Source organism: Nocardia sp. BMG111209, assembly GCF_000381925.1.
Taxonomy (GTDB): domain Bacteria; phylum Actinomycetota; class Actinomycetes; order Mycobacteriales; family Mycobacteriaceae; genus Nocardia.
The window spans coordinates 1422216-1445192 of record NZ_KB907309.1 but is presented as its reverse complement, the minus strand read 5'-3'; the positions used below and the strand labels follow the sequence as shown (position 1 = coordinate 1445192).

Genomic DNA, 22977 nt, shown 5'->3' with positions numbered 1-22977 from the left:
AGATAGAAATGAATGTCGGATCGAATAGGCGGGGATCAGTCGTCCGCCAGGGTGTGTCGTTGTTCCCACAACTTTGCCCGCGAAAATGCTTCGTGCACATCGTAAGTGGAGACGTTGACCGTGACCGACCGATCCGTGTGGTTCCGGCCGAGGGCGGGGGTAGCCCGGACCCGGGTCAGTGCGGCGGCGACGGTGCTCTCGATCTGCCGGAGATACTTCGTCATGTACAGCGGGTCGTCGTTGATCGCCCGGAGCAACGGCCGGTTGGCGTTGGCCGATACCGCATTCACCACGAATTCGCCATCGGACAGAAACGCCGGAATCTTGTCGCCGATGGACGAACCGGGACCCTTGACGTCGCCACCGGCCGCATAAGCCGCCGGCGAATTGTCGTCGACGAAGTGCAACGGTGGCAACTGCGGATGTGCCCAGGGAAGTGGGATGTCGAGTCGCGCCGCCGGGTCCGGCAGACCGGCCGGCGGCGGAACCGGAATCCCTTCGCCTCTTCTGTCAGCCCATGGTGTCATTGGCATCTCGCTTCGAATCTCGTTTGTACAGTTCTGTTCTCGGCTCCTCGCGGCGGTACCGTGGCGTCGTGACGGTGGCCGAGTCGGTCCGGGGATGCTCCATCGCGAGGCGGCCGCCTCGTGCGGGTTGCGCCACCGGCATGCCGCAGCACCACCGACCGTCCGGCGCCCTCGAGACTGTCGAGTTCGTTAGAGTGGACGGGATTCGGCGGCAGAGGAGTCTGGACACATGCGTCGCGCGATATTCGCACCCTTGATCTGCGCCGCAGCCCTTCTGGCCGGGTCGTGCACGAACGGACAACCCGAACCGGCTCCGGTCGGAGCTGACGATGCCCGAAAACATCTGGAGGACGGGCTTATTCGGGTGATAGGCGTTGTCGACCCGGGATTGACGTTGCGGGAGAACAGCGCCGAGACCTCCGGCCTGTTGTGCCATCGAGACCTGCAGGGCGGCCCGGAAACCGGTCAGATCGTGGTGACCATCCGTTACACGGTGGACGACGTGTCACCGGCTATGCGCGATCGGTTCGTCGGTGCGGCCGGAGCCCTGGGCTCGACCTATGTCGTGGATCAGGACATCGTCACGCATACGGCGGACAAATTGTTCGAGATCAGTACCCGGTATCAATACGGCTCCCGATTGTCCATACGGGCGATATCGGCGTGCCTCTGGCCACATAGTGTGCCGGAATCGGAAGGGCCACACTGACGTTGCGGACCCGCTCGGTCAGAACTCGTCGAGAGCGTGACGCTGCTCCCACAGCTTCGCCTGGGCGAATGCCTCGTGCACATCGCGCGCACCGAGATGTACCGTGCTGGATCGGTCCTCGTTACCGGCGCTCCGGTACGGCATCGCACGAATTCGGGTCAAGGCGGTGGTGACCGCCTGTTCGATATTCTTCAGGTACTTCGTCATGTACAAGGGGTCGTTGTTCAATGCCCGCAGCAACGGACGGTTCGAGGCGGCCGATCCGGCGTTCACCACGAACTCGCCATCCGACAGGAAAGCCGGAATCCTGTCGCCTATGGACGATCCCGGTCCGCGGACGTCCCCGGCAGCCGCACGGGATCGATCGTCTGCCACCACGCCGCCCGAAGCATAGCCGCCGGCCTCCGACCTCGGCGCCGAGACACCGTAGTCCCGAAAACTGCGAGCACCACCCTGAGTCTCGAGTTCATGCATTTGTTGCATGACCTGATTCTGCGCAGCATCGCTACCCATGCCCAGATTGTTGTCCTCGTCGTGATAGGTGTAGAAATGACTCACCTCATCACGATATGCGGCGACATAACTGTGCGGCTCGACAGTTATCGAGCCGTCGAGGGTAACGAAGAAATTTCCGATCGCAGCATGCACATCCGGATCGGACAAGCTGTTGGTATACGACCACAGCGGCAGATTCGGATCCATCAACTCATCGATGGTCTGGGGCCGTCCGTAGAGCTCCGGATGTCGGGCGGCATTCTCCTGCGCATGCTGAATCGCACCTTTGACGATTATTTCCCGGCCGTCGCGATCGAGGACGGGTTTACCGTCCTTGTCCCGCAATTTCCCGCCATTCAACCGGAGGTCGTTGATGCTCTGCACCTCACTGGTTCCGACAACCTTGGCCATCTGCCAATCCTGCAGACGGTAATCGTCACCCGTATTGTCCAGAAAGTGTTCCAGCAGGTCGGCGGCGAACGGCCACGGATCATCATGTGGCGGCGCCCCCGCCATCTTCATGATCCGATCCGGAATCTGACCCTCTTTGTCGAAGTAACTGTGTGCAATCAGCTCGCCGTAAGTGCGCAGGTCATCGAGCCGCTCCTGGCTCCAGCCGTCGTGCAGGCGTCCGGGAGCGGGGCGTTCCGAATCCTGTATCCCGGGGATACTCAGCGGCATGAGCGGAAACGGCGCCGATCCATCGCCCGCGGTCGGTGGACGCACGATGGTGATCGGGGCCTGCCCGGGAGCGGTGATCGTTTCCGTGAGATCGCCGGGCGGGCCGGCGTGCACCACGACCCCGCTGGGTAAGGTCTGCGTTCGATCGGGTCCGAGATGCGGCATCTGGCCGTAGAGCGTGCCGTCATCCGCCGGAAAAACCTGTTCGGGCTGTTGATACGACCACAGCGGCGGGTCTTTCACGGGTCCGTGTGCGATCGGTTCAGCGGACCGCAACCTCATCGCTGCGATCCTTCTGTCCCACGGTGACATGATCTCACCACCCACTTCCGGTTCGGTCGTGACAATCGCGGTACGCCTGTGTCATGTCCGGTACCTATCGCGGTCCGGTTGTTCGCCCGAACGCCAGCAGGATGCTGCGATCGGACCTTGCTCCGGCCGATCGGCGGTTCACCTGCGGTGGAGTGATCCTGACGTCGATACGCCGATCGACACTGTTCCGCGCGGCGCCCGGCCAGCCGTGCTCTCCTCGGCGGACTCCGGCGAGCAGGTCATCGGACGGTAGTACTGCCGCCGGCAGCATCGACGACCCGCCGACCGACAGGCTCGGACCGCCTGCTTCACCACCGCCTGCGAACCATTTCTCGATCTCGTTCTTGCGCATGGTCTTGCGACTACCTTTCTTGTTCGATCGGATCACTGCCACCACGAGCTGTCCTCCTCCTCCTCGTCGGCGTCGGCCTCATCGACCAGTTCCGCCGGGGTATCCGGGATCGGCGGTGCCGTGAACAGATCGATCAGGGTCTGCATGGACGTCGCCCGGCGTTCCTCGCGAACGATCTCGACCGCGGACACCGGGCGGGGCAACGGCCGGACCGCGGGTGGGTCGGCGCCCGCCGCCGCGATGATGGTCGCCTGTACACCGTGCAGAGCGTCGATGATCGCCATGAGCATGTAGGTGTCGAGGGTGTAGCCCTCCGGACGGGGGCCGGTGGGCGCCTCGTCGAGGTCGTCGTCGCCGTGCGCGTCCTCGAGATCGAGGCGTTCCTCGGCCAGCTCGAGATCCATGAGCAGGGCACTGCGGAAGTGGCTCCCGGTCGGCAGGCGATCCTTGAACGTCATGATCGTGCGCCAGTCGCGGGTGCGAAAAGTGTTGGGCCCGAAGCAGTCCCGGACATCGATGCCGCGCTCGAGTAGATCGTAGTCGAGCGCGGCACCGAAGCGTTCCCAGAACTCTACGAGCCCGCGGATCCCCCCGGCAGCTCCGCCGCGCCCTGACCGAACAGGTGGGCGTAGAGGTCGCGCTGGAAGGCGTACCAGTCGTCGACCGGACGGTCGGCGAACAGGTTCTCCACGGCGTCGGCGTGCGTGCCGAGCACGATCGCCATCTGTTCGTCGTCGTCGCGGGTGGCGCGTAGCGCCCTCAGTTGGCCGCGGGTGACGGGTGGGATGGCGATATCGGCGGTCAGCCGGTACGGGGCGCGTCGTTGCGGAGCCAGTTCCTGCTGGAGCTCGTGGAACCGCCCCACGCCGTCGGGCGCGGTCGGATGCTGGTCGGATGATGCCACTGTCGTTTTCTCCGGTTGGATCGAAACTGGTGGGAGGTCAGGCGCGCTTGCGCGAATGCGGTTCGGCGGCAGCCTCTTCCATCACGTCGGCACGGCGGTGACCGTTCGCGAAGACCGCGTTGATGTAGGCGGTGGCGTTGGGCACGAGGTACTCGCGCTCGCCGTCGGTCATGGTGACGGGGAAATGGACAGGGATGGCGGACATGATGACCCGCTTTCTTCTCCGGACGAACGACAGGGAAGTGGATGCGTGCCGCGACCGGAGACACGCGGCACGCATCCACGTATGCGGACCGCCGCTACGCGACGGTGATGGTGCCGGTGGTGACCGAGGTGGCGGTCGCGGCGGGCCAGCCGGACGGCGCGGTGAAGGAGACGCTGATGGTGCCGGAACCGGCGGTCGCCGTCGGGGTCACCACACCGGTCGCGTTGTTGACGGTGACCGCGCTGGTCAGGCCGGTGCCCACGGTGTAGGTCAGCAGGCTCGGCGCGATGACACCGCCCAGCTGGTCGGTGACGACCAGCTGCAGCGTCTGGCTGGTGCCCTTGGTCAGCGCCTGCGCGCCGGCCGGCGCGACGTGCAGCGTGGACACGACGTACGGCATGCCGCTCGCGGCGACCAGCTTCTGCCAGCCCGGACCCGCGAAGGAGTGGGCGACGGCGTAACCCGCGACATCGTCCTTGAACGCGACCATGGTCAGCTTCTGGGACATGACGCCGGTCGGGGCCCACTGCTCGCCGCCGAACTTCGACACGGCGACCTTCGGCAGGATCTTGATGACGTAGGTCGGCGCGGAATCGTTGCCGTCCTTGCCGATCACGACGGCCGAGTAGTAGGTGATGTTCTCGGCCGACGGCTGGGCGAACCACACCTCGCCATTGGTGGCGTTCGGCGTCATCGCGCTCAGCGTGGCGCTGGTGGTCAGCTGGAGGTTCAGCGCGGTGGCGCTCTGCTGCGGCTCGAACTCCAAAGCGGTGATGTCGCTGGTGATGTCGTTGCGCACCGCCTGCAGCTCACCGTAGGACTCGATCGGCGCCGCGGTGATGCCGCGCGAGAACGCGACACCGGTCTTCTTGTCGATCAGGCCGACCGACTGGAAGCCCGCGGGCAGGGTCTGCAGGTTGCCCGAGGCGTCGGTGAAACCGCCCAGCGGAGCCTGGGTGCCGTAGGGCGCCAGGAACACGGCGGCATCGAGCGGCTTCAGCAGCAGCGAGCGCTGCGCAGCCTTCAACGCCGTCAGGGTTGTGGCAGTCAATGTGTCTCCATCTCGAAGGCCCGGCGAACCGGGCGGTATTGCGAAGCGGGCACCCGTTACGGGCACCCGGAAACGGCCCCCGGCGAGATGCGCGCGGGGACGACCGATACCCGCCGGAGCAGGATCGGTGAGCGTGCGGTAGCCCGCTGCGGCCCAGAGGATTTCAGTGACGCCCGAAGGCGAGCACGGCGTCGGTACGCCGATCCCGGGTGAACAGTGGATCGTCGGGAGGTAGATCCATCACGATCGAGAACGCCCGCCGCACCTGGGTGTCCGGGCCGAGCGCCCGGGACGGCGCGATGACCGCGGGAGTCGCGAAACTCGTGATCACGCGCCCGGCGTTCTGCAGGGCCGTGCGGGCCAGCTGCCCGAGGTCCGGACTGCTGGTATCCGAATCGCCTTGCGGCTGAATGGTTGTCGTGTTGTCATTGCCGGAGCCGTAGCCGGACCATGCGGCGATCTGCGGGGCGGCAGCGGTGAAAACCTGGTTCCCGACATAGCTTTTCAGCGGGTCCAGGGAGCGGAACAAGGTGCCGGTGCGAGCCGTGGACAACGGACCGTCGTCGCCACCGTAGACGTGCGGATCCAGGTTGGGGCTGTGGCCGTGGATCCGCAGCAACCGGGCCGCGGTGGATCCGATGGTCTGCGGGGTCTTGTCCTCACCGAGGCTCTCGGCCATGGCCGCGCCCGGGTTCTCCAGTGGCGAAACCACCTGCTGGAAGGCATCCCAGACGGCACCGGCCACGGGATCCGCCGCCGCCGCAGCGCGTTCGAGGTTGTGGTAGGCGGTTTTTCCGATCGCACCGGACATGTTGTTCCAGAACGGTGAGCCGGTGACATGGTCCAGCGCGAACATCCCGTTGTAGAGCGATTCACCGGGCTGGGCGGTGGCCTGATCCGAATCCACGTCGCCGCCGGCGGCGTAGGTTCCCATCCGGTCGTGGGCATAGTCCCAGAACGGCAACGCCGGATGTTCGGCCGAGACCGCCGGCATACCGGGATCGGACATGCCGCCGACCGCGTCGGGAAGTTCCCGATAGAGCTGGGAAACCAGGCGACTCGCATCGGCGAAGTGATTTCTCGTGCGATTCGAGTAATCCGCGCCGGCGGGACCCAGATAGCCCTTGCCCACATTGGCCGCGATGGTGCCGGGCCCTACGTTGTAGGCTGCGGCGAGGAATTCGTTCCGGCTGTAGAGATCCATCATGTCGGACGACACCTTGGTTCCGCCCGTGGCATACAGCCTGTCGTAACGCGCCAGGTTGTAGGTCAGCGCCTTGACCGCCAGGTCGTGGTTCGTGGCCAGGTCGGACCAGTTGTCGTCCTTGAACTCGGTCGGGAACGCCGCCTTGACGTCGTCGAAGGTGCCTTCCTTCATATTGGTGATGCCGAGCGACATCCCCTCGGGATTGTCGAACGTCCGCCGACTCCAGTTGGCGACCTCGTTGCCACGCGCGGCGTCCTCGATCGCCTTACCCTCGGCGTACCGTTCGGAGTCCTTGAAGTCGACACCCTCGGTCATCATGACGGCGACGACCAGCCGGGGGTCCACATGGGCCCGGCTTCCGTAGATCGCCGCATCGGTGATCCAGCGATCCGCGAATTTGTTGACCACCGGACCCGAATTCTGCTGCGGCAGTGCCGAGAAAACCGGCGGACCGGAGCCCGTCCAGGTCATGAAGTTGGCCATATTGTCTGTCACGTATTTCGACCTTTCGCATGAGCCGATGCGCTGGAATCGCGACCCCGGCCGAGCTCATGCGCCGGGATTCATTCCCTCGATTCGCTTTCGAAGGACACGGTGACGGGGGGCTGCCCCGGCAGATCACCGCGATGCACCCGGACGCACATGATCCGGCGATCGAGCCACCAGCCGCGGGTGCGGCAGTCGGTCCACACCTCGCCCGCCGCGTCGTAGTGGGGCGACCAGCCGTGGGTAGTCTCCAGCCGGTCCATCACACGGTCGAAAACCTGCCGATCCGCCACGGTGGCCGAACCGGCGATCTCGAAGGTGCGCGAACAATAGGTCGTCGCACCGCCGTCGCACGGCTCGGTCGTGTCACCGGTGACGACGAGCCCGGCCGGCAGCGGCAGTAGCACGTCGTCGGCAGGCACCTCCACGTGCGGCGAGAGGAATGCCGCGACCCCGACCAGCGCTGCCAGCAGGGAGCACAAGGAGCATCCGAAGATCAGCACCGCCCCCGCGATCGCTCGCACGGACCGATCCGGCTCGTCGGAGCTCCAGCCGCACACCAGCAGGACGGCCACCACGATCGCGCAGGCGACGGTGGCCGTGAACCGCTCGTCCGCGAATATCCAGCCGTGCAGCAGGGCCACCTCGGCGCAGGCCGTAACGAGCAGGCCCAGGCCGATACCGATCCGCAGTGCCCGGTCCCGTGCCGCGATGAGCCAGCAGACGACCGGGACGAAGAAGATCAGCCACAGCATGGACCGAGTGTAAGCGCTTCGGGCAGTGGTGATTTCGTGTCTATTGCCGTCGCGCGTCGATGCGGAACGACAGTTCGACCATCTGGTTGAGCGGGTCCAGATCGGGGACCTCCATCAGACCGCGGCTGCGGCGCAGGATGGGGGCGTGGAATTTCGGCTCGTTCGAGGTGATCTCCTCGACGTAGTCGATCACCACACCGTCCGAGATCGTGGCCGCCGGCGCGGCCAGCACCGTGTCCCGCACCTGGATGGCCAGGGTCTGGGCCTGTGCGCGGGTGGTGCCGAAGACCACGGCCTGCACCTGGGCGGTGTAGGTGATGGCGTTCATGTCCAGCGTGCCACCGGTTTTGCGCACCCAGATCAGCGGCAGCGCCGACTGGATCGCGGTCGCGGTCTGCGGCAGGGTGGTCACGGCGGTCGCGATCGGTGTGAGCAGATCGCAGAGGACCTGCTCGAAGTCCGGGAATTCGCCGGGCGTCAGGGTGGTCACTTCGTCTCCTCGTCCGCGTTCGCGACGCGGACCTGGCAGGTCAGTGTGCCTACGGGAGCGGCATCGACGCTCTCGGACGACTCGGCGGAATCGCCGACTGCGGGCACGTCAGGGTGGGACATATCAGCTCCGGTGGGTAATCGGTTGGTGGCGAAGACATGTGCGCGCTGCGGCGAGCCGGGACCCGGCTCGCCGCGGCACGGTCGGCGAATGGGCACCGCAACTCGGGTCAGAGCCCCAGCAGCAGCGGCAGCACCAGCGGGATCAGGTCACCGATCAGTTTGATGAGATCTTCCGCAACGGTGATCACACCGATCACCTCCTTTCTCTGACGAGTCGTCGGTCGGAGGATTCGGGCGCCTCACCCCCGGCGATGGGAGCGCCGGGGGTGAGGCGATACGCCCGCACCGGTGCGAGGCGGCTTCGACCACGCGGCGTGCGGTGGCTGCTGCGGGCCGCGGGGAGCCGGGATCCGGTGCGGGCGTGGGTGCGACGGGCTCGCCCGCCCCGATACCGCTGGGGGAAACGAGGTTTCATCGGGGGCCGGTCGCAGCTTGTGGACGGTCGGTGGTGGACGCCGCTAGTCGTGGGCGTCGATGAGGGCGGCCAAGCGGTCGCAGTGTCCGCCCGTGACATATGCCGTGGTGTGGGCGCCGGTCAGATAGCCGTCGACCAGTGCGGCCGCGCGACTCCACCGGTTCCACGTGCCGACCGGGTCGTGCCACCAGTTCGAGTTCGCCGGCTGCCAGCGAGCTCGCCGGATCCGGTCGGCCAGGTCGGCGGTCCAGCCGCCGAGTTCGGCGAAGCTGAACGCGGACGCGACATCGGCCAGCGTCCGCAACGGAGAATCCGCGGGGCAGGAGGTGATGCCGTCCGCGGGATGGGCGGCCTCCCAGATCGGGAAGTGGTCCGGCCACAGGTCGTGCTGACCGTTGATACCGAAGCCCACCGGATCCGGATCGATCGAATCATCTTGTTGCCGTAGCGGATTGGCTACGGTAGCCGCCCAGGCCGGCTCGCAGTCCCAGAACTCGCCGCGCCCCTTGGCCTCCAGGAATCGGGTGACCACCTCGGCGCCGAGACTGTATCCGAGCACCGCGACCGGTCCCGTCGTCCGGCGGATCGCGGCCGTCAGCGCGACAACTCCGCGGGCGACCGACTGTTCCTCCGAACAACCGGCGAGATTGTGCTGCGGATCGACCGGGCCGATACCTGCGGGGTAGTCGATGTCCGTGACCCTGAATCGGACCGGATCCAGCTGCCGGGTCACCGCGGTCAGCAGGTTGGCCGGGCCGCCGAGCGGTTCACCGGTACCGCGGCAGGTCAAAATCGTGAGCACGGGACACCTTTCGAGCATGCGCCGCAGCCCGGCCGGACATGTCCGGCCGGGAATGCGAAAGTCCGGGAGATGGGCGCCCTGCCCCCGGCCGATTCGCTCGGCCGGGGGCAGGGCAATGACGCCCCCGCTGCTCCACGCCGTCTCGACCGCGGGAGAAGGGGTTACGGGAGACGGGAAGTCACGGGGGCGGTGGTGCAGCGGACCGGATCGGCCCGCTGTCCGGGATTCGGCATCGTGTTCGCCGGTGGCTTCAGCCTATCCGGTGCTTCGAGACGACTGCCGAAACGACCAACATCGTTGGCGGACGCGGTTTTTCGCGTCGCACGTCGGGTCGTCGGTGTGGATCGGGACCCCCCTGATCGTTCATTCGGAAGGGGCCTGTGGCTGCAAGCCTATCCCCCGCCGAGTGACGCCACAGAACCTGACCAACAGGGCGCCGCGCCCTCGGGTTGTGGGGGCCGGTGGCCGGTGGTGGAGGCGGAGGACGTCACCGATGCGGTAGACCGTCCGGCCCCCGATCTCGTACTTGGCCAGCTTGCCGCGTGCCGCCCACTGACGGATCAGCGCAGCCGTGAGCGGCATCTCGGAAACGGACGTAACGAGGCGGGCCAGCTCGGCGGCTGTGCCCAGCCGGCTCTGCGCCTGCGCGAGCAGGGCATTGCGCCGGGCGCGCACGTCGTGGGTCCGGCCGCACCGGCAGTCGACGGTCTCCGCTTCGTCGGCGGCGTGCAACGCGACGCCGCACTCGCAGATCCCCAGGGTGAACCGCTCGGCCGGTCGATCGATCACCCGGCGGGCCCATTCGACGGTCGGTACCAGGACCTGCGCCAACCCGGACAGGACCGGCGAGTCGTCGGTCAGTTCGGGCAACCGCGCGAACAGATGCGCCGCATCCTGTTCCGGCCCGGAGCCCGGGGTGGACCCCGCCTGCACGACGAGTTCGCGTAACACCCGGACGAGTTCGCCGCGGACGTTCGAGGCACCGATATGGTAGGGCAGCGAACGCTCCGGGCCGGGCCGCGACGCCGAGCGGGTATCCGGATCGCCGATCGCGTCGGTTCGGCTGAGCGTCACATCGAGTTCGCCGAGCAGTTCGGGAATGCCGCGCAGCGCCCTCGAGATTCGATCGCGACCGACCAGCACTGTCACGCGCCGACCTCTTCCTGCCCGTACACGGCATACCGCACATGAACCACACCATCGCGCACTTCCGCCTCGAAGCCGGGGCCGAAGGCCGCCGTGAGGCCGGCACGAATCCGATGCTTGGTCGAGTGCGGCGACCGCGTCGGCCACGGATACACCGCCCAGGTGCCCGGTCTGGCCTGCAGTTCCTCCGCAAATCTGCGGTTCTCCCGCTCCCGTGCGCGTGTCTTCGGCGCAGGTAGACATTCGATGTATGCAATGGACATAGAACGATCCTTCAAAGCGGTACCCGGCGAGAGCCCCGCACATGAGGGGGCACGGTGGGAATGTGGGCCCCCGCCAGGTTGTCGAGCGCCGAAGTGGACCTTCAGCGGTGCAACCGGGCAAGTTTTACCCACCCGATCGCACCCCGAAACTACCAACTCGGACTTGTTGTTGCAATCAAGAGTTGCAACACGCTCACCAGAACTACGTGCGTAAATATGCGAAATCGTTGTCGATGCACGTGCATTTTCGACTCATGTTGCATGTACCAAATTGCAACACGTAGGGTCAGCGCCGAGGCGGGCCATCGAATCAGGAGAACCTTCTTGCCCCCGACCGAGCCCGTACCCTGCACCGATCATCCGGGCTTCCTGCAACCCGCCGAGCGCGCCGACTGGCATCTCGATCCGGTTGTGGCGACAGCCCAGCACCGGTGTCGCGTCGAATGCCCACGCGACCGATTTCGCGCCTGCGCCCTCGACGCCCTGACCGCCGGTACCCTCGACGACGACGTGCGACCACGCGTCGCCGACGGCGTCGTGATGGCGGGAGTGATCTGCCGCGGCGACGCGGCCACCGAGCACGAACTACGGGAGATCGTGCGCGGTCATGTCGAATTGCACTGGCGCGCAACGCGTCCGACCCACTGCCTGGGCTGCGGACGGCCCATGACGACCCGGCGACGACGACTGCCCGGTCATGTCGTCCACGAATCCTCCGGTCGCTGCGCCACCTGCACTCGCGCCCGCCACCGTGCCGGGTGAACTCACCGAGCTGCCTTTTCTTGTCGCCACACCCGGAATCCTCTGTGCACATCCACTTTTCACGCGCCCGTTTCACAGCTCCCGCAGAGCATCAGAGTGAATTCACGGCTGGAAGTCGGCCGATGGTCGAACGGGTCGCCGAATCGGTCGCGATTCGCGAAACACTCACGGGTACCGGGATCGTCGGAGTGGTGCCGACCGGGGATGTCGGGGTCGGTAAGACGACGCCGGCGCGGCGGGCCACGGCGGGGGTCGGCGGGAATCCGGTGGGTGGCCGGGACCGAATCGGCGCGCAGTATTCCGCTGGGGGGTTTCGCGCATATGGTGGGCGGATATACGGAGCACGATGCTGCTCTCGGCCGCCGACGCGGCCGCGCAGGCCGCCTCCGCGCACGACCGCGACGGTGATCGGGGCTGGCTGTCGGAATCGGCGGCGGCCGCGAACCGGCTGGCTGCGGCCTGCGGCGGGGCCGTCACCCCGGCGTTGCGGGCAATCGGCGCAACCGCTGCCGCTGACCGTGCGGGAGCGCGAGAATCCTCGTCGCGGCGGGGCTGTCGAATCGGCAGGTCGCCGATCGGCTGACGGTCTCGGTGCGCACGGTCGAGGGTCATCTGTACCGGATCTGCATCGACTCGACCTCGCCGATCGCGAGGCGCTCGGCGAGTTGGTGCACGGTGGGCCCGCTTCCGGCGATACGTGCGCGATCGCCGGAATGCGGCAGGGGGCTGGACAGTGAATGTAATGTGCTGCCGGACAGCGCATTCACCGGATCGCCACCGATCGTTCAGTGATGACTCGTCAATTCGCGCAGCGCCATCCAGAAGGTTCGGAGCAGCGCCAGGAAAACCAGGTAGCCGATCGCCGAGAACAGCAGATCCATTGGGGCAGTGTAGGTAACACCGGAGTTCCGCCGGAGTCGATCGGCCGGATAGCTAGGGGCCTTGGCTGCGGCTACGATGCTGACGGGTGAACCATCGGGCCGCCCACAGGGTCAACACCATATCTCGACAAGGCGGTGTCTCGACGTGGCGCGTCGAATTCGATATGTGAAGGCGGGCGTTCGGGTCGCACTGGCCTCGGTGCCGGTCGTCGTCGGTATCGCCTGCGCCGCCGTGGCGCATTCCGCGCCGGGTCCGGTGCAGCCGGGGGTGACCACCCCCAGCGTTCCCGCCCCCGGGGGTGCGGACACGCCACCGCCGGCGGCGCCGGCGCCCGACTCGGATCAGCCGGTGGAACTGCATCAGGCCCAGCCCCAGACCGAGGCTCCCGCACCGGGATACAGCCGGCCGCGCCCGAGCACGCCGACCCCGGAACCGACGCCCGATCCGGTGCCGCGCACCGTGCGGGTCGGCAACAACGATGTACAGGTGCCCGATGCGGTGCCCGATCAGGTCGTGCAGGGCCTACAGAACGCGCTGAACCCGGGCAGCCAGGGTCAGCAGCCGCAGTAGCGGCCGGTTCAGAACAGCATGGGCTCCCCGAAGCCGGGGGTCTGCTCGATCTCCAGCAGGCGCTGTTTGGTCGCGAGACCGCCGGGAGCCGAGAAGCCGTGCAGCGCATGGTCGGCGGCGAGCACCCGATGGCAGGGCACGATCAGCGGAATCGGGTTGCGGCCCATGGCCTGACCGACCGCCTGCGCTCCGTGCGGGCGGCCGGCGCGCGCGGCGACCTGACCGTAGCCGAGGGTGCGGCCCGGATCGATGGCCCGGGTGACCCGGTACACCTCGCGATGGAATTCGGGAACTCCGGTGTGGTCCAAGGGGATCCAGCGGAAATCGTCGAATCGGCCGGACAGGTGCCGCCGCACCGCCGCGATCACCTCGCGCGCCAGCTCACCGGGCTCGGTTTCGTGCAGCCGCGCGCGGGTGAACCGGGCGCGCATGGTCGCCTCGTCCGGTGTGGACTCCGGTAACCGGAAGCGCACGATCCCCAGCTCGGTCCACGCCAGGGCACAGACCCCGATCGGCGTATCGAACAACACCGCCGCGTGGGCGCCATCGGATTCGGCCATATGACCAGTGTGCCTCGCGGCACCGACATTTCTCACATCTGCAGGTCCAGTTATTCGGAACTGGACTGCTTTTCGCGAGCGTGCAGCGCCCGGAGATCGGCATATTGCCGCATGCGATCGTAATGGTCCGGTGGCATCGACCAGTCCGCCATCGGCGCGTGCGGGCGATAGCGCTCCAGCAGGCTGTGGCCGCGTTCACCCGGTTTGGGGGCACACCGGTAGATGATCCAGGCGTACAGCCCGACCATCGCCACGGCGGCGAGAGAGGAGATCATCGTCTCAGCGTGCGCCGGAACTGGACTTGAACAAAAGATCCACCGGACCGATACTGGACCGTATGGCACATCGGGTGATCAGCGCTGCGACCTTGACCCGCGACCTCGGCCGCTGGCGGTACGACGAGGGCGACTCCGCGCGCCGCCCCTCCCGGCCCGCCTACCTGGCACTGGCGGAGAGCATCCGGCTGCTGATCCACGACGGCCGGGCGCCGCTGGGCGTGGCCCTGCCCAGCGAGCGCGATCTGGCCGCGGCGCTCGAGGTCAGCCGGACCACCGTCACCTCCGCGTACACCCTGCTGCGCGAGCACGGCTATCTGATCAGCCGCCAGGGCTCCCGCAGCACCGTCGCGCTGCCGCCCACCGTGACCCACGACGGCAGCAAGCCGGCCCGCAGCATTCTGGTGTCGATGGATGCGGCCGAACAGCCGGCCATCGACCTCACCTATGCCGCGATGTCCGCGCCGCCGGAGATGGGTGACGCGTATTCGGCCGCGCTGCAGGGACTTCCGATCTTCCTCGGCACGCACGGGATGGATCCGGTGGGCGTGCTGTCGCTGCGCGAGGCGATCGCGCGCCGCTACACCGAACGCGGTCTGCCCACCGATCCGGAGCAGATCCTGGTCACCCTCGGCGCGCAGCACGGCCTGCGGCTGCTGCTCAACGTGCTGACCGCGCCGGCCGAACGGGTGCTCATCGAACATCCCAGTTATCCCAATGCCATCGAGGCGATCCGCGATGTCGGCGCGCGGCCGGTGCCGGTGCCGCTGTGTCCCGAATATCCCGACGCCGCTTGGGATCTGGACGGTATCCGCAGCGCCGCCCGGCAGACCGCGGCGAGCACCGCGTACCTGGTGCCGGATTTCCACAATCCCACCGGCATGTTGATGAATGCCGAGGGCCGCGCCGAACTGGCCGCGATCGCCCGCGAGACCCGGATGACGATGATCATCGACGAATCCATGGTCGATCAGCAGCTGGACGGCGGCGCGCAGCCGCCGGTCGCCGCCTTCGCCCGGGGTTCGGAGATCGTGACGATCGGCTCTGCGTCCAAATCGTTCTGGGGTGGCCTGCGGGTCGGCTGGGTCCGGGCCGGTCAGGCGCTGATCACCAAGCTGCTGGGCACCCGCTCGACGGTCGATCTGGGCACCCCGGTGATGGATCAGCTGGCCACCGCATATCTGCTGGAACGCGCCGATGTCATCCGCGCCCGGCGGTGCGATCAGCTGCGCAGTCGCCGCGACGCGCTGCTGGCGGTGCTCGCCGAGGAACTGCCGGACTGGCGGGTGGTGTCCGGTGCGGGCGGCATGTCGCTGTGGGTACAGCTGCCGGCGCCGGTCTCCACCGCGCTGGCGGCGACCGCGCCGAATCACGGGGTACTGCTGGCGGCCGGGCCGCGGTTCGGGGTGCAGGGCGCCTTCGAACGCTTCGTCCGGCTCCCGTACACCCAGGAGGAACCGGATCTGCTCGTGGCGGTGAAGGGTATCGCCGCCGCCTACGCCGCGCTCACCCCGCACGCCACCGAACCGCTGGCTCCGGCGACCTGCTACTGAACGGTGGCGTGCATCAGGTAGACGTTGTAGTCGCTCCAGGTGCTGATGGTGAACCAGAGATCCGGGCCGCTGGACCACGGGTGGATGAAACCGCCGTAGAGCTCCGGGAAGTCGGCGACCGTCACCGTCGGCGTGCCCGCCGACCATTCCCCTTGCGGGGCATCGGATTCGCGGACCACGATCGCCGCCTGCGCGGTGTCCAGATAGCTCATCTGCCAGACGTCGCGCGAGGCGTCGAAGCGCACCGACAGCTCACCGGCGGGTGCGTCCACGATCGGGGTGGCCGCGGCCGCGCCGCCGACCGGGGTCCAGTCGCCGTTGCTCCAGTACTGGTAGGCGGTCGGGTTCAGCACCTGATCGGCGGGCACCCGGGCCAGGCCCACCGCGCCCAGCCGGGTGTTGGGGGTGCCGAACAGGTAGACGTAGTCGCCGTGCGGAACCATCGCGCCCACTTGGAAATTCGCGAGCCCGAAGATGTTGTCCCAGTGCGCGTACGGATCCTTGGTCCAGGTCTCGCCGTGGTCGTCGGAGTAGGCGATACCGCCGTAGTTGGTGTAGAAGGTGCCCGGGATGCTGTTCCAGGTGCGGATCGACATGTAGCTCAGGTATTGCCGATTCCCCAGTGCGAAGCCGGAAGTCGGGATGGTGGTGATCTCGATGTTGTCGGCCTTGCGGCTGTCGAGCACTTCGGCTGCGTGACAACGGGTATCGGTGACCATGCGGTCGATCACCATGCCGCGCTGGAGATCCCGGTTGCTGGAGAAGGCGATCAGATTGCTGCGCCAGTCGCCGCCCATCCCGCCGGGCGGGTGGAATCCGCGGCCGACGGTGTCGCCGAAGGCCATCGCGATCTCGCCGGGGGCGCTCTCCCACATGATGCCCAGATCGGTGCCGTACACCTGCCAGCGCTTGTCGGTGCGATTGATCGAATCGGCGCCGGTCTCCTTGGCCACCTCGTGCACATCGCCGATCCGCGGTGCGGGCCGGGCGGCCACCCGTGGCGCGGCGTCGGTCGGCGGCCGGAGATTCGGCGGCGCCGGTTGCGCCGGCGCCGGCGGCGGGCCACCGGGTATCGCGAAATAGAACGGCTGCGGGTTGATCCGCAGTTCGGGCAGGCCCAGCCGACTCAGCAGGCTCTCCGGCTCGGGGACGTCGGTGAGATCGGGGCAGGGGTTCGTGCACGGGTCGGCCGGTAGGTCCATCCGGATCCGTTGCGGCGCAGTCGGTTTCGGCGGGCCGGGGTCGATCGTCGGCACCGGGTAGGGCACCGGCACCTCCAGCGTCTTCGGTACCAGCGACTGGTGCACCGGCGCGGGATCGGCGGCGCACGGGCCGATACCCGCTACCGAAGCGCCCGGAGTCGTTGCCGCGGAATCGTTCTCGCTGTCGGCCGTGGCCGGCACGGCGGTGACGGCGACCCAGGTGAGCGCGGCCGCGCCGGTGACGGCCAGCAGCCGGGCGGGCGAGTTCGCACTCCGCGCAGCGACGCTCGTCCGCACCTTGCCGGGCCGCGCGGTCGACGGGACCTCGACGAGGTCCGGCGGTGACACCCCCGCGAGTCGCGCGATCGGCGTGACGAGACCCGTGACGAGCCGCGCAATGAGCACTGAACCAACCCCTCGAGGAATGCGTATTCCGGGTGTGGCCGGAAATCCGTGCGCCACACCGTTTCGCCGAACGCCGACTCTACTGGGATGAACAGCACAATCGGGCCATCCCACGCCGCACGGCCGAAACGACCTACAGTGGATGGGAACCTCCGAACAGGATTGTCATCGTGAAGATTTCACTCGTCAGTGCATTACTCCCCGCGGTCGCGGCCGCCACTCTGCTCATCGGTGGCGCCGCGACGGCCACCGCCGCCCCGGCCGCCTCCGGCAACTCCGGAGCCGACGGCTCGAATCTGGTCGTCGGGCCACGTGGTCAGCTGGTACCGGGGCCGAGCAAGAGCAGCGACAAGAACAAGAAGGACTACCTGAACTGCGAACAGGTCTGGGCCGACGGTCGCGGTCCGATCTTTCCGGGTCAGCCCGGGTACAGCGTGCTGCTGGATCCCAAGGGCACCGGCGTCGCCTGCGCGCACTGAGTCCGCGCGCATCGAATTCTCGTCCACCGCGGGTCCGCACCCCGCGGCGATCTCAGGACTGCGCCTCGAAGCGCAGGACGGTTCCACCGATCAGCACTTCGTCGCCGTCGGCGAGTACACCGGCCTCATCGATCGGTTCGTCGTTGACGTAGACGCCGTTGGCCGAATGCAGATCGCGGATCACCAGGCCGGTGCGTGCGGTCTGGATCTGCGCGTGGTACCGGCTGACCTTCGGATCCTCCAGCACCAGATCGTTGTCGGTCATCCGGCCGATCTTGAGGCCGCCGGATTCGATCGCCACGGTGGATCCGTCGGGTAGGTGCAACCGGCCGCCGCGGGCCCGCGGTCGTTCGGTCACGGTCTCGGTCATCGCCTTCGCCATGCGTTCGGCGCGGGCGATGGCCTCGGTGTCCAGCGGCTGCTGACGCAGCACGCGCTGTTCCAGTTCCAGCAGGGCCGGGCCCGGATCGATACCCAGCTCGTCGGCCAGTACCGTCCGCACCCGGCGGCACGCCTCCAGCGCGTCGGCCTGCCGGCCGGACAGGTACAGCGCGCTGATCAGCTGCACCCACAACGGTTCCCGCAGTGGATGAGCGGTGGTCATCGTGACCAGTTCGCCGACCACGGCCGGCGCCCGGCCGCAGGCGATATCGGCGTCGATGCGGGCCGAGGTGACCAGCAACCGCTCCTCGTCCATCGCGACGGCGAAGCGTTCGGCGAACACCAGACCGGGCAGATCGTCGACAGCGGCGCCGCTCCACTGGGCCAGCGCGTCGGCGAACAGGCGGGCCGCGCGTTCGGACCGGCCCGCCTCCGCGGCCGCGGCCCCGGCTCGCCGGGCGGCCTCGAACCGGCCCAGATCACAGTTCTCGTCGGCGATCTCCAGCCGGTAGCCGGCGGATTCGGTGCGCAGCACGGCCGCCGGATCGACGCCCGCGGTGCGCAGGGCCTTGCGGATATTCGAGACGAACACCTGCAGGCTGGCCTGATAGGCGTCCGGCGGCTGTTCGTTCCACACCATGTCGCCGAGCGCCTGCGAATTCACCGCGCGCCGCCGGTTCACCGTGAGCGCGGCCAGCAACGCCCGCGGCTTCGGGCCGCCGACGGGCAGCGGCACGCCGTCGATCAGCAGCCGGACGGGACCGAGGACCCGCACATCGACCGACGGATGGTGATCCGCCTCGCCGTGTTCTTGGCCGTACACGTTGACGCCTCATCAAGTCGATCTCGGAGCCGCTCGGGCGAGAGTTCCCGGGGAGCCGGCCGGTACGCGCGGACCGGCGACACGCCCGGCCGGTTCCCCGCGGCCCGGCCGGGCGCCGTGCGAACCGCTACGCGCTGACCGACTTCCCGGCCGAGCGCAGGTCGTTGCATGCCTCGATGACGCGCTGCGCCATGGCGGTCTCGGCCTTCTTCAGATAGCTGCGCGGGTCGTAGAACTTCTTGTTGCCGACCTCGCCGTCGATCTTCAGCACACCGTCGTAGTTGGCGAGCATGTGGCCCGCGATCGGGCGGGTGAAGGCGTACTGGGTGTCGGTGTCGACGTTCATCTTCACCACGCCGTACCGCAGCGACTCGTCGATCTCGGACTTCAGCGAGCCCGAACCGCCGTGGAACACGAAGTCGAACGGCTTCGAGCCCTCCGGCAGGGCGAGCTTGGCGGTGGCGACCCGCTGACCCTCGGCCAGCACCTCGGGCTTGAGCACCACGTTGCCCGGCTTGTACACGCCGTGCACGTTGCCGAAGGTGGCGGCCAGCAGGTACTTGCCGTTCTCACCGGCGCCGAGCGCGTCGATGGTCTTCGCGAAATCGTCCGAGGAGGTGTACAGCTTCTCGTTGATCTCGGCCTCGACGCCGTCCTCCTCGCCGCCGACGACGCCGATCTCCACCTCGAGGATGATGTTCGCGGCGGCGGCCTGCTTCAGCAGTTCCTTGGCGATGTCGAGGTTCTCGTCGATCGGCACCGCGGAACCGTCCCACATGTGGGACTGGAACAGCGGGGGCCGCCCGGACCGCACTCGCTCCTGCGAGATGGCCAGCAGCGGCCGGACGAAGGTGTCCAGCTTGTCCTTGGGGCAGTGATCGGTGTGCAGCGCGATCGTGACGCCGTACCGAGCCGCGATCACGTGCGCGAACTCCGCCAGCGCGACCGCGCCGACGACCATGTCCTTCACACCCTGGCCCGAGCCGAACTCGGCACCGCCGGTGGAGAACTGGATGATGCCGTCACTGCCCGCCTCGGCGAAACCGCGGATCGCGGCGTTGATCGTCTCCGACGACGTGCAGTTGATCGCGGGGAAGGCGAAGGAGTTCTCTTTGGCCCGACCGAGCATTTCGGCGTAGACCTCCGGAGTCGCGATGGGCATCTCGAGTGACCTCCGTCTGTGCGGCCGCCGGATGCGGCGCGGAAAATCTGTCGACACACAGATTAAGATCCCGTGTGATTCCGGCGAAACCCGCCCCGCACCGGAGAACCCGATTCGGGGGCCCTGTGAGGTTGCCGAGACGTTCGGTGCTATTCGGGTTCGACCGGTACTGTGGGGGCCGTGACCTTGCTGGCAGTTTCCGACGTCCTCGCCAGCAGCTCCGGTGTCAAGGGGCTGCTGGATCCGATGCATCTGCTGACGGAGACCTGGCTGAAGAATGCGGTACTGCCGGCGATCCTGATCATGGTCTTCATCGAGACCGGTCTGCTGTTCCCGATCCTGCCGGGCGATTCGCTGCTGTTCACCGGCGGCCTGCTCGCGGCGACGGTCCATCCGCCGGTCTCCATCTGGGTGCTCGTGCCCGCGGTCGCGATCGTCGCCTTCCTGGGTGATCAGAGCGGGTACTGGATCGGCCGGTCGATCGGTCCCGCCCTGTTCCAGAGGCAGGACGGGCGTTTCTTCAAACAGAGCTATGTGACCGAGACGCACGAGTTCTTCGAGAAGCACGGGCCCAAGACGATCATCCTGGGCCGATTCGTCCCGATCGTCCGGACCTTCATGCCGGTGCTGGCCGGCGTGTCGAAGATGGACTACCGCACCTTCGTCACCTTCGACATCGTCGGTGGCGTGCTGTGGGGTGGCGGCGTCACCATCCTCGGATATTTCCTGGGCAACGTCGCGTTCATCCGCGACCACGTCGAGGCGATCTTCCTGCTCATCGTGCTGATCTCGGTGCTTCCGGGCATCATCTCGATCGGGAAGCGGCTGCTGAACCGCGCCCCCGCTCCCGCCACCGCCCGCACCGACGTTCACGTCAACGAGCCCACCCGCTGAGACGCCTTGCCCACCCCGCTATCGCACGCGCTGGTCGGCACGGGCGCCCTGCACTCCGCCGGGCCGGCGCTCGTCTGGACCGTCGTCCTGGTCTTCGTCTTCCTGGAGTGCGCGTTCATCATCGGCCTGTTCCTGCCCGGTGATTCGATGCTGCTCACCGCGGGTGTGGTGCTGGCCTCGCACGAATCCGGCCACATCCAGGTCTGGGGGCTGGTGATCGGCACCATGGTGTCGGCGATCGGCGGCAATCAGGTCGGCTACCTGGTCGGGCATCGCACCGGACATCGCCTGGTGGCGCGCAAGAACGGCCGCTATATCAACGCCCGCAATCTGGGCCGGGTGACGGATCTGCTGCATCGGCACGGCTTCCTCGCGGTGCTGGTCGCGCGCTGGGTGCCGTGGGTGCGGACGCTGTGCCCGCTGGTCGCCGGCGCGGCGCGGATGAACCACCGCCGCTATACCGTCGCCAGCACGATCGGCGCGGTGCTGTGGGCGCCGGTGCTGCTGCTGGTGGGCTTCTACGCGGGCGGTTTCCTGGATCGGGTGCCGTGGTTGATGCCGGTCGTGACCGGGACGCTGGTGGCCGGACTGGTACTGGGCACCGCGGTCGGAATCCGGCAGTACCGGATCGAGATGACCCGTCCGACAGTGGATTTCGATATCGACGAGTCGGCGCACGACGACGCGGCCATGGATACCATGCCGCTGCCGCGGGGCACCGAGCCCGCCTACTATCGGCCGGCCCCGGATACCGTGCCCCTGCCGCGGATCGCCGAACCCACCTACTATCGGCCGCCGGTGTCGCTGCCCGGTCGCGCCGTCGGCAATCGGCCCAGGCGGGCCACCGAGATCTGAGTCGCAGGTCCGAAAGCCGCACTCGCGGTTCAGAATCCGGCGGCGGTGACCAGGTGCGCGGCCTCCATGAGCAGCCAGCCGGACAGTTGCACCGACAGGTCGCGCTCGGGACTGCGGGACGCCACCACCGATCCGCCCGCGCCGACGTAACCCGCGCCGAAGGTGCCGGTGGGCATCCGGGCCGGTCGCGACCAGTCGTGGCCGAACAACGGCTCGCCCTCCACCTCCAGGCGGTGATCCCACGCCGCCCGCGCCGAACGGGTGACGATCCGCGCCGCGGTCCGCCGCGCGGCGACCTGGGCGGCGCCCTCACCGGGCAGCGCCACCGCGACCAGCGCCAGGTAGCGGGCCAGGATGCCGTTGAACAGGCCACCGTCACCGCCACCGCCGCCGGTGACGATCGAATCGGTGGTGAGCTGCTCCTCGACCGCCCGCAGCAACTGCTGCACCCGCTCGACATGCTCGAATTCGCCGGTGTGGACGGCCAATTCGGTTTCCAGGCCGAGCACCGTGCCCTGGCAGTAGGTGAAGATCGGCTGCTCCAGCTCACCGGAGGGCAGGTGGATACCGTCGAGGATCAGGCCGGTCTCCGGATCGCGCAGCGTCCGGTGCAGCCAGTCGGCGATCTCCCGCGCTCGGGCGTGTCGGCCCAGGCGGACCAGCAGGATGCCGACCGGACCGTTGGCCGGGGCGTTGAAATAGTCCGCACCCTTGCGCCACGGCATCGCGCCGGCCTGCGGCTCCCAGCCCTCGACGATCTCCTTCTCCAGGGCGGTCAGCCCGCCGCGCAGTTCGGCGGCGCCGCGGGTACGGTCGGCACGTTCCAGCGCCAGGGCCAGCCAGGCCATATCGTCGTAGTAGTCGTTGGTCCAGCCGGTGATGTTGCGGACCCGGATGCCGTGGGCGATCGCCGCGATGTGCCGGGTGCGCACCGGGGTGGCCTCCCGATTCGCGGCATCGATCGCACAGTCCAGCAGATGGGCCTGCCACCAGTAGTCCCAGGTCGCGAAGACCCGTTCGCGACGGGTGGCGGGCCAGCCCACCACGGCCAGCTCGGCCCCCGGAATTCCCCACAGCACCCGCAGGTGCCGGGACAGCACCGCGGATTCGGCCATGTTCGCTCGCTCCGCCCACACTGCTGCGGTCGGCTCGATCGCGCGGTCGGCGGGTGGCCGGGCGCGCCGCGGCTGCGGATGCGACGCCGGCGCATCCTCGCTCCGCGAAGTCATGGCTCCATGGTGCCAGGCCGGTC

Annotated in this window: 25 protein-coding genes and 2 pseudogenes; 8 read left to right on the top strand and 19 right to left on the bottom strand. The window is 67.8% G+C overall.

Annotated elements, in window-relative coordinates; all coding sequences use genetic code 11:
* Positions 1-35: 35 nt before the first annotated feature.
* A complete protein-coding gene (locus G361_RS0137765) occupies positions 36-527 on the bottom strand; it encodes a hypothetical protein (RefSeq protein ID WP_155981979.1) in 492 nt (163 codons plus the stop codon).
* A 364-nt stretch (positions 528-891) separates the two neighbouring features.
* Between G361_RS0137765 and G361_RS0137760 the strand changes: the two genes are divergently transcribed.
* Positions 892-1236 carry a hypothetical protein gene (locus G361_RS0137760; protein WP_155981978.1) on the top strand — a complete coding sequence of 115 codons (345 nt, stop codon included), beginning with the start codon at positions 892-894 and terminating at the stop codon, positions 1234-1236.
* Between the two features lie 18 nt (positions 1237-1254).
* On the opposite strand, the gene G361_RS0137755 is transcribed toward G361_RS0137760, so the two are convergent.
* The 12 genes from G361_RS0137755 to G361_RS50590 all read right to left on the bottom strand — a co-directional run bounded on the left by G361_RS0137755 (position 1255) and on the right by G361_RS50590 (position 10922).
* Positions 1255-2694, bottom strand: a complete 1440-nt coding sequence (locus G361_RS0137755) for a hypothetical protein (protein WP_155981977.1) — start codon at positions 2692-2694, stop codon at positions 1255-1257.
* 414 nt (positions 2695-3108) lie between these two features.
* Positions 3109-3534 carry a hypothetical protein gene (locus tag G361_RS0137745; RefSeq protein WP_019932340.1) on the bottom strand — a complete coding sequence of 142 codons (426 nt, stop codon included), beginning with the start codon at positions 3532-3534 and terminating at the stop codon, positions 3109-3111.
* A gap of 113 nt (positions 3535-3647) precedes the next feature.
* Positions 3648-3980 (bottom strand): hypothetical protein, encoded by a 333-nt coding sequence (locus G361_RS0137740; protein WP_019932339.1) that lies wholly within the window; start codon positions 3978-3980, stop codon positions 3648-3650.
* A 37-nt stretch (positions 3981-4017) separates the two neighbouring features.
* The gene (locus tag G361_RS49985) at positions 4018-4185 is read right to left on the bottom strand and encodes a hypothetical protein (RefSeq protein ID WP_019932338.1); all 168 of its coding nucleotides are present in this window, start codon (positions 4183-4185) and stop codon (positions 4018-4020) included.
* A gap of 94 nt (positions 4186-4279) precedes the next feature.
* On the bottom strand, positions 4280-5236 hold the full coding sequence (locus G361_RS0137730; protein WP_026343995.1) for a hypothetical protein: 957 nt from the start codon (positions 5234-5236) through the stop codon (positions 4280-4282).
* A 163-nt stretch (positions 5237-5399) separates the two neighbouring features.
* Positions 5400-6938 (bottom strand): hypothetical protein, encoded by a 1539-nt coding sequence (locus G361_RS0137725; protein WP_155981976.1) that lies wholly within the window; start codon positions 6936-6938, stop codon positions 5400-5402.
* A gap of 68 nt (positions 6939-7006) precedes the next feature.
* Positions 7007-7684: a hypothetical protein gene (locus G361_RS0137720; protein ID WP_019932335.1), complete on the bottom strand. Its 678-nt coding sequence runs from the start codon at positions 7682-7684 to the stop codon at positions 7007-7009.
* A gap of 40 nt (positions 7685-7724) precedes the next feature.
* Entirely contained in the window at positions 7725-8174 is a 450-nt protein-coding gene (locus tag G361_RS0137715) for a hypothetical protein (RefSeq protein WP_019932334.1), read from the bottom strand.
* Positions 8171-8296, bottom strand: a complete 126-nt coding sequence (locus G361_RS51555) for a hypothetical protein (RefSeq protein ID WP_019932333.1) — start codon at positions 8294-8296, stop codon at positions 8171-8173. Before G361_RS51555 ends, G361_RS0137715 begins: the two co-directional genes overlap by 4 nt.
* 458 nt (positions 8297-8754) lie before the next feature.
* Entirely contained in the window at positions 8755-9513 is a 759-nt protein-coding gene (locus tag G361_RS0137700) for a PE-PPE domain-containing protein (RefSeq protein WP_019932331.1), read from the bottom strand.
* A 363-nt stretch (positions 9514-9876) separates the two neighbouring features.
* Positions 9877-10662, bottom strand: a complete 786-nt coding sequence (locus tag G361_RS0137695; RefSeq protein WP_019932330.1) for a DUF1922 domain-containing protein — start codon at positions 10660-10662, stop codon at positions 9877-9879.
* Positions 10659-10922 carry a hypothetical protein gene (locus tag G361_RS50590; RefSeq protein WP_196814726.1) on the bottom strand — a complete coding sequence of 88 codons (264 nt, stop codon included), beginning with the start codon at positions 10920-10922 and terminating at the stop codon, positions 10659-10661. The genes G361_RS0137695 and G361_RS50590 overlap by 4 nt, the downstream gene beginning before the upstream one ends.
* 324 nt (positions 10923-11246) lie before the next feature.
* On the opposite strand from G361_RS50590, the gene G361_RS0137685 reads away from it, so the two are divergent.
* The 3 genes and pseudogenes from G361_RS0137685 to G361_RS0137665 all read left to right on the top strand — a co-directional run bounded on the left by G361_RS0137685 (position 11247) and on the right by G361_RS0137665 (position 13136).
* Complete coding sequence (locus G361_RS0137685; RefSeq protein WP_019932328.1) at positions 11247-11684, top strand: hypothetical protein; 438 nt, start codon at positions 11247-11249, stop codon at positions 11682-11684.
* Between the two features lie 349 nt (positions 11685-12033).
* Positions 12034-12421 (top strand): annotated as a pseudogene (locus G361_RS48905) (helix-turn-helix transcriptional regulator); the annotation flags it as partial.
* Between the two features lie 310 nt (positions 12422-12731).
* Positions 12732-13136, top strand: coding sequence for a hypothetical protein (locus G361_RS0137665; RefSeq protein ID WP_019932325.1), 405 nt, complete (start codon positions 12732-12734; stop codon positions 13134-13136).
* 8 nt (positions 13137-13144) lie between these two features.
* Here G361_RS0137665 and G361_RS0137660 read toward each other — a convergent pair whose 3' ends face one another.
* Entirely contained in the window at positions 13145-13696 is a 552-nt protein-coding gene (locus G361_RS0137660) for a methylated-DNA--[protein]-cysteine S-methyltransferase (RefSeq protein ID WP_019932324.1), read from the bottom strand.
* A gap of 50 nt (positions 13697-13746) precedes the next feature.
* On the bottom strand, positions 13747-13971 hold the full coding sequence (locus tag G361_RS0137655; protein WP_019932323.1) for a hypothetical protein: 225 nt from the start codon (positions 13969-13971) through the stop codon (positions 13747-13749).
* A 62-nt stretch (positions 13972-14033) separates the two neighbouring features.
* Here G361_RS0137655 and G361_RS0137650 point away from each other — a divergent pair, with 62 nt between their 5' ends.
* A complete protein-coding gene (locus G361_RS0137650) occupies positions 14034-15524 on the top strand; it encodes a PLP-dependent aminotransferase family protein (RefSeq protein WP_019932322.1) in 1491 nt (496 codons plus the stop codon).
* Here the strand turns inward: G361_RS0137650 and G361_RS0137645 are convergent.
* Positions 15518-16975: a DUF4185 domain-containing protein gene (locus tag G361_RS0137645; RefSeq protein WP_369798037.1), complete on the bottom strand. Its 1458-nt coding sequence runs from the start codon at positions 16973-16975 to the stop codon at positions 15518-15520. The genes G361_RS0137650 and G361_RS0137645 overlap by 7 nt on opposite strands.
* Before the next feature lie 326 nt (positions 16976-17301).
* Here G361_RS0137645 and G361_RS0137640 point away from each other — a divergent pair, with 326 nt between their 5' ends.
* Positions 17302-17610, top strand: a complete 309-nt coding sequence (locus G361_RS0137640) for an excalibur calcium-binding domain-containing protein (RefSeq protein WP_019932320.1) — start codon at positions 17302-17304, stop codon at positions 17608-17610.
* A gap of 52 nt (positions 17611-17662) precedes the next feature.
* On the opposite strand, the gene G361_RS0137635 is transcribed toward G361_RS0137640, so the two are convergent.
* Positions 17663-18814, bottom strand: a complete 1152-nt coding sequence (locus tag G361_RS0137635) for a BTAD domain-containing putative transcriptional regulator (protein WP_019932319.1) — start codon at positions 18812-18814, stop codon at positions 17663-17665.
* A gap of 127 nt (positions 18815-18941) precedes the next feature.
* Positions 18942-19976 carry a class II fructose-bisphosphate aldolase gene (gene fbaA / locus G361_RS0137630; RefSeq protein ID WP_019932318.1) on the bottom strand — a complete coding sequence of 345 codons (1035 nt, stop codon included), beginning with the start codon at positions 19974-19976 and terminating at the stop codon, positions 18942-18944.
* A gap of 246 nt (positions 19977-20222) precedes the next feature.
* Between fbaA and G361_RS0137625 the strand changes: the two genes are divergently transcribed.
* Together G361_RS0137625 and G361_RS0137620 are read left to right on the top strand one after the other, a co-directional pair.
* The gene (locus G361_RS0137625) at positions 20223-20870 is read left to right on the top strand and encodes a DedA family protein (protein ID WP_052173000.1); all 648 of its coding nucleotides are present in this window, start codon (positions 20223-20225) and stop codon (positions 20868-20870) included.
* A 30-nt stretch (positions 20871-20900) separates the two neighbouring features.
* Positions 20901-21536: pseudogene (locus G361_RS0137620) on the top strand (DedA family protein); the annotation flags it as partial.
* Between the two features lie 218 nt (positions 21537-21754).
* Here the strand turns inward: G361_RS0137620 and G361_RS0137615 are convergent.
* Positions 21755-22840: a glycoside hydrolase family 76 protein gene (locus G361_RS0137615; RefSeq protein ID WP_026343990.1), complete on the bottom strand. Its 1086-nt coding sequence runs from the start codon at positions 22838-22840 to the stop codon at positions 21755-21757.
* Positions 22841-22977 lie beyond the last annotated feature (137 nt).

Bases quoted from the DNA above. Each gene is read 5' to 3' on its own strand.
- fbaA (WP_019932318.1), bottom strand. From the start codon at position 19,976: ATGCCCATCGCGACTCCGGAGGTCTACGCCGAAATGCTCGGTCGGGCC.
- G361_RS0137765 (WP_155981979.1), bottom strand. From the start codon at position 527: ATGACACCATGGGCTGACAGAAGAGGCGAAGGGATTCCGGTTCCGCCG.
- G361_RS51555 (WP_019932333.1), bottom strand. From the start codon at position 8,296: ATGTCCCACCCTGACGTGCCCGCAGTCGGCGATTCCGCCGAGTCGTCC.
- G361_RS0137745 (WP_019932340.1), bottom strand. From the start codon at position 3,534: ATGACGTTCAAGGATCGCCTGCCGACCGGGAGCCACTTCCGCAGTGCC.
- G361_RS0137650 (WP_019932322.1), top strand. From the start codon at position 14,034: ATGGCACATCGGGTGATCAGCGCTGCGACCTTGACCCGCGACCTCGGC.
- G361_RS0137615 (WP_026343990.1), bottom strand. From the start codon at position 22,840: ATGGCCGAATCCGCGGTGCTGTCCCGGCACCTGCGGGTGCTGTGGGGA.
- G361_RS0137655 (WP_019932323.1), bottom strand. From the start codon at position 13,971: ATGATCTCCTCTCTCGCCGCCGTGGCGATGGTCGGGCTGTACGCCTGG.
- G361_RS49985 (WP_019932338.1), bottom strand. From the start codon at position 4,185: ATGTCCGCCATCCCTGTCCATTTCCCCGTCACCATGACCGACGGCGAG.
- G361_RS0137720 (WP_019932335.1), bottom strand. From the start codon at position 7,684: ATGCTGTGGCTGATCTTCTTCGTCCCGGTCGTCTGCTGGCTCATCGCG.
- G361_RS0137755 (WP_155981977.1), bottom strand. From the start codon at position 2,694: ATGAGGTTGCGGTCCGCTGAACCGATCGCACACGGACCCGTGAAAGAC.
- G361_RS0137625 (WP_052173000.1), top strand. From the start codon at position 20,223: ATGCATCTGCTGACGGAGACCTGGCTGAAGAATGCGGTACTGCCGGCG.
- G361_RS50590 (WP_196814726.1), bottom strand. From the start codon at position 10,922: ATGTCCATTGCATACATCGAATGTCTACCTGCGCCGAAGACACGCGCA.
- G361_RS0137660 (WP_019932324.1), bottom strand. From the start codon at position 13,696: ATGGCCGAATCCGATGGCGCCCACGCGGCGGTGTTGTTCGATACGCCG.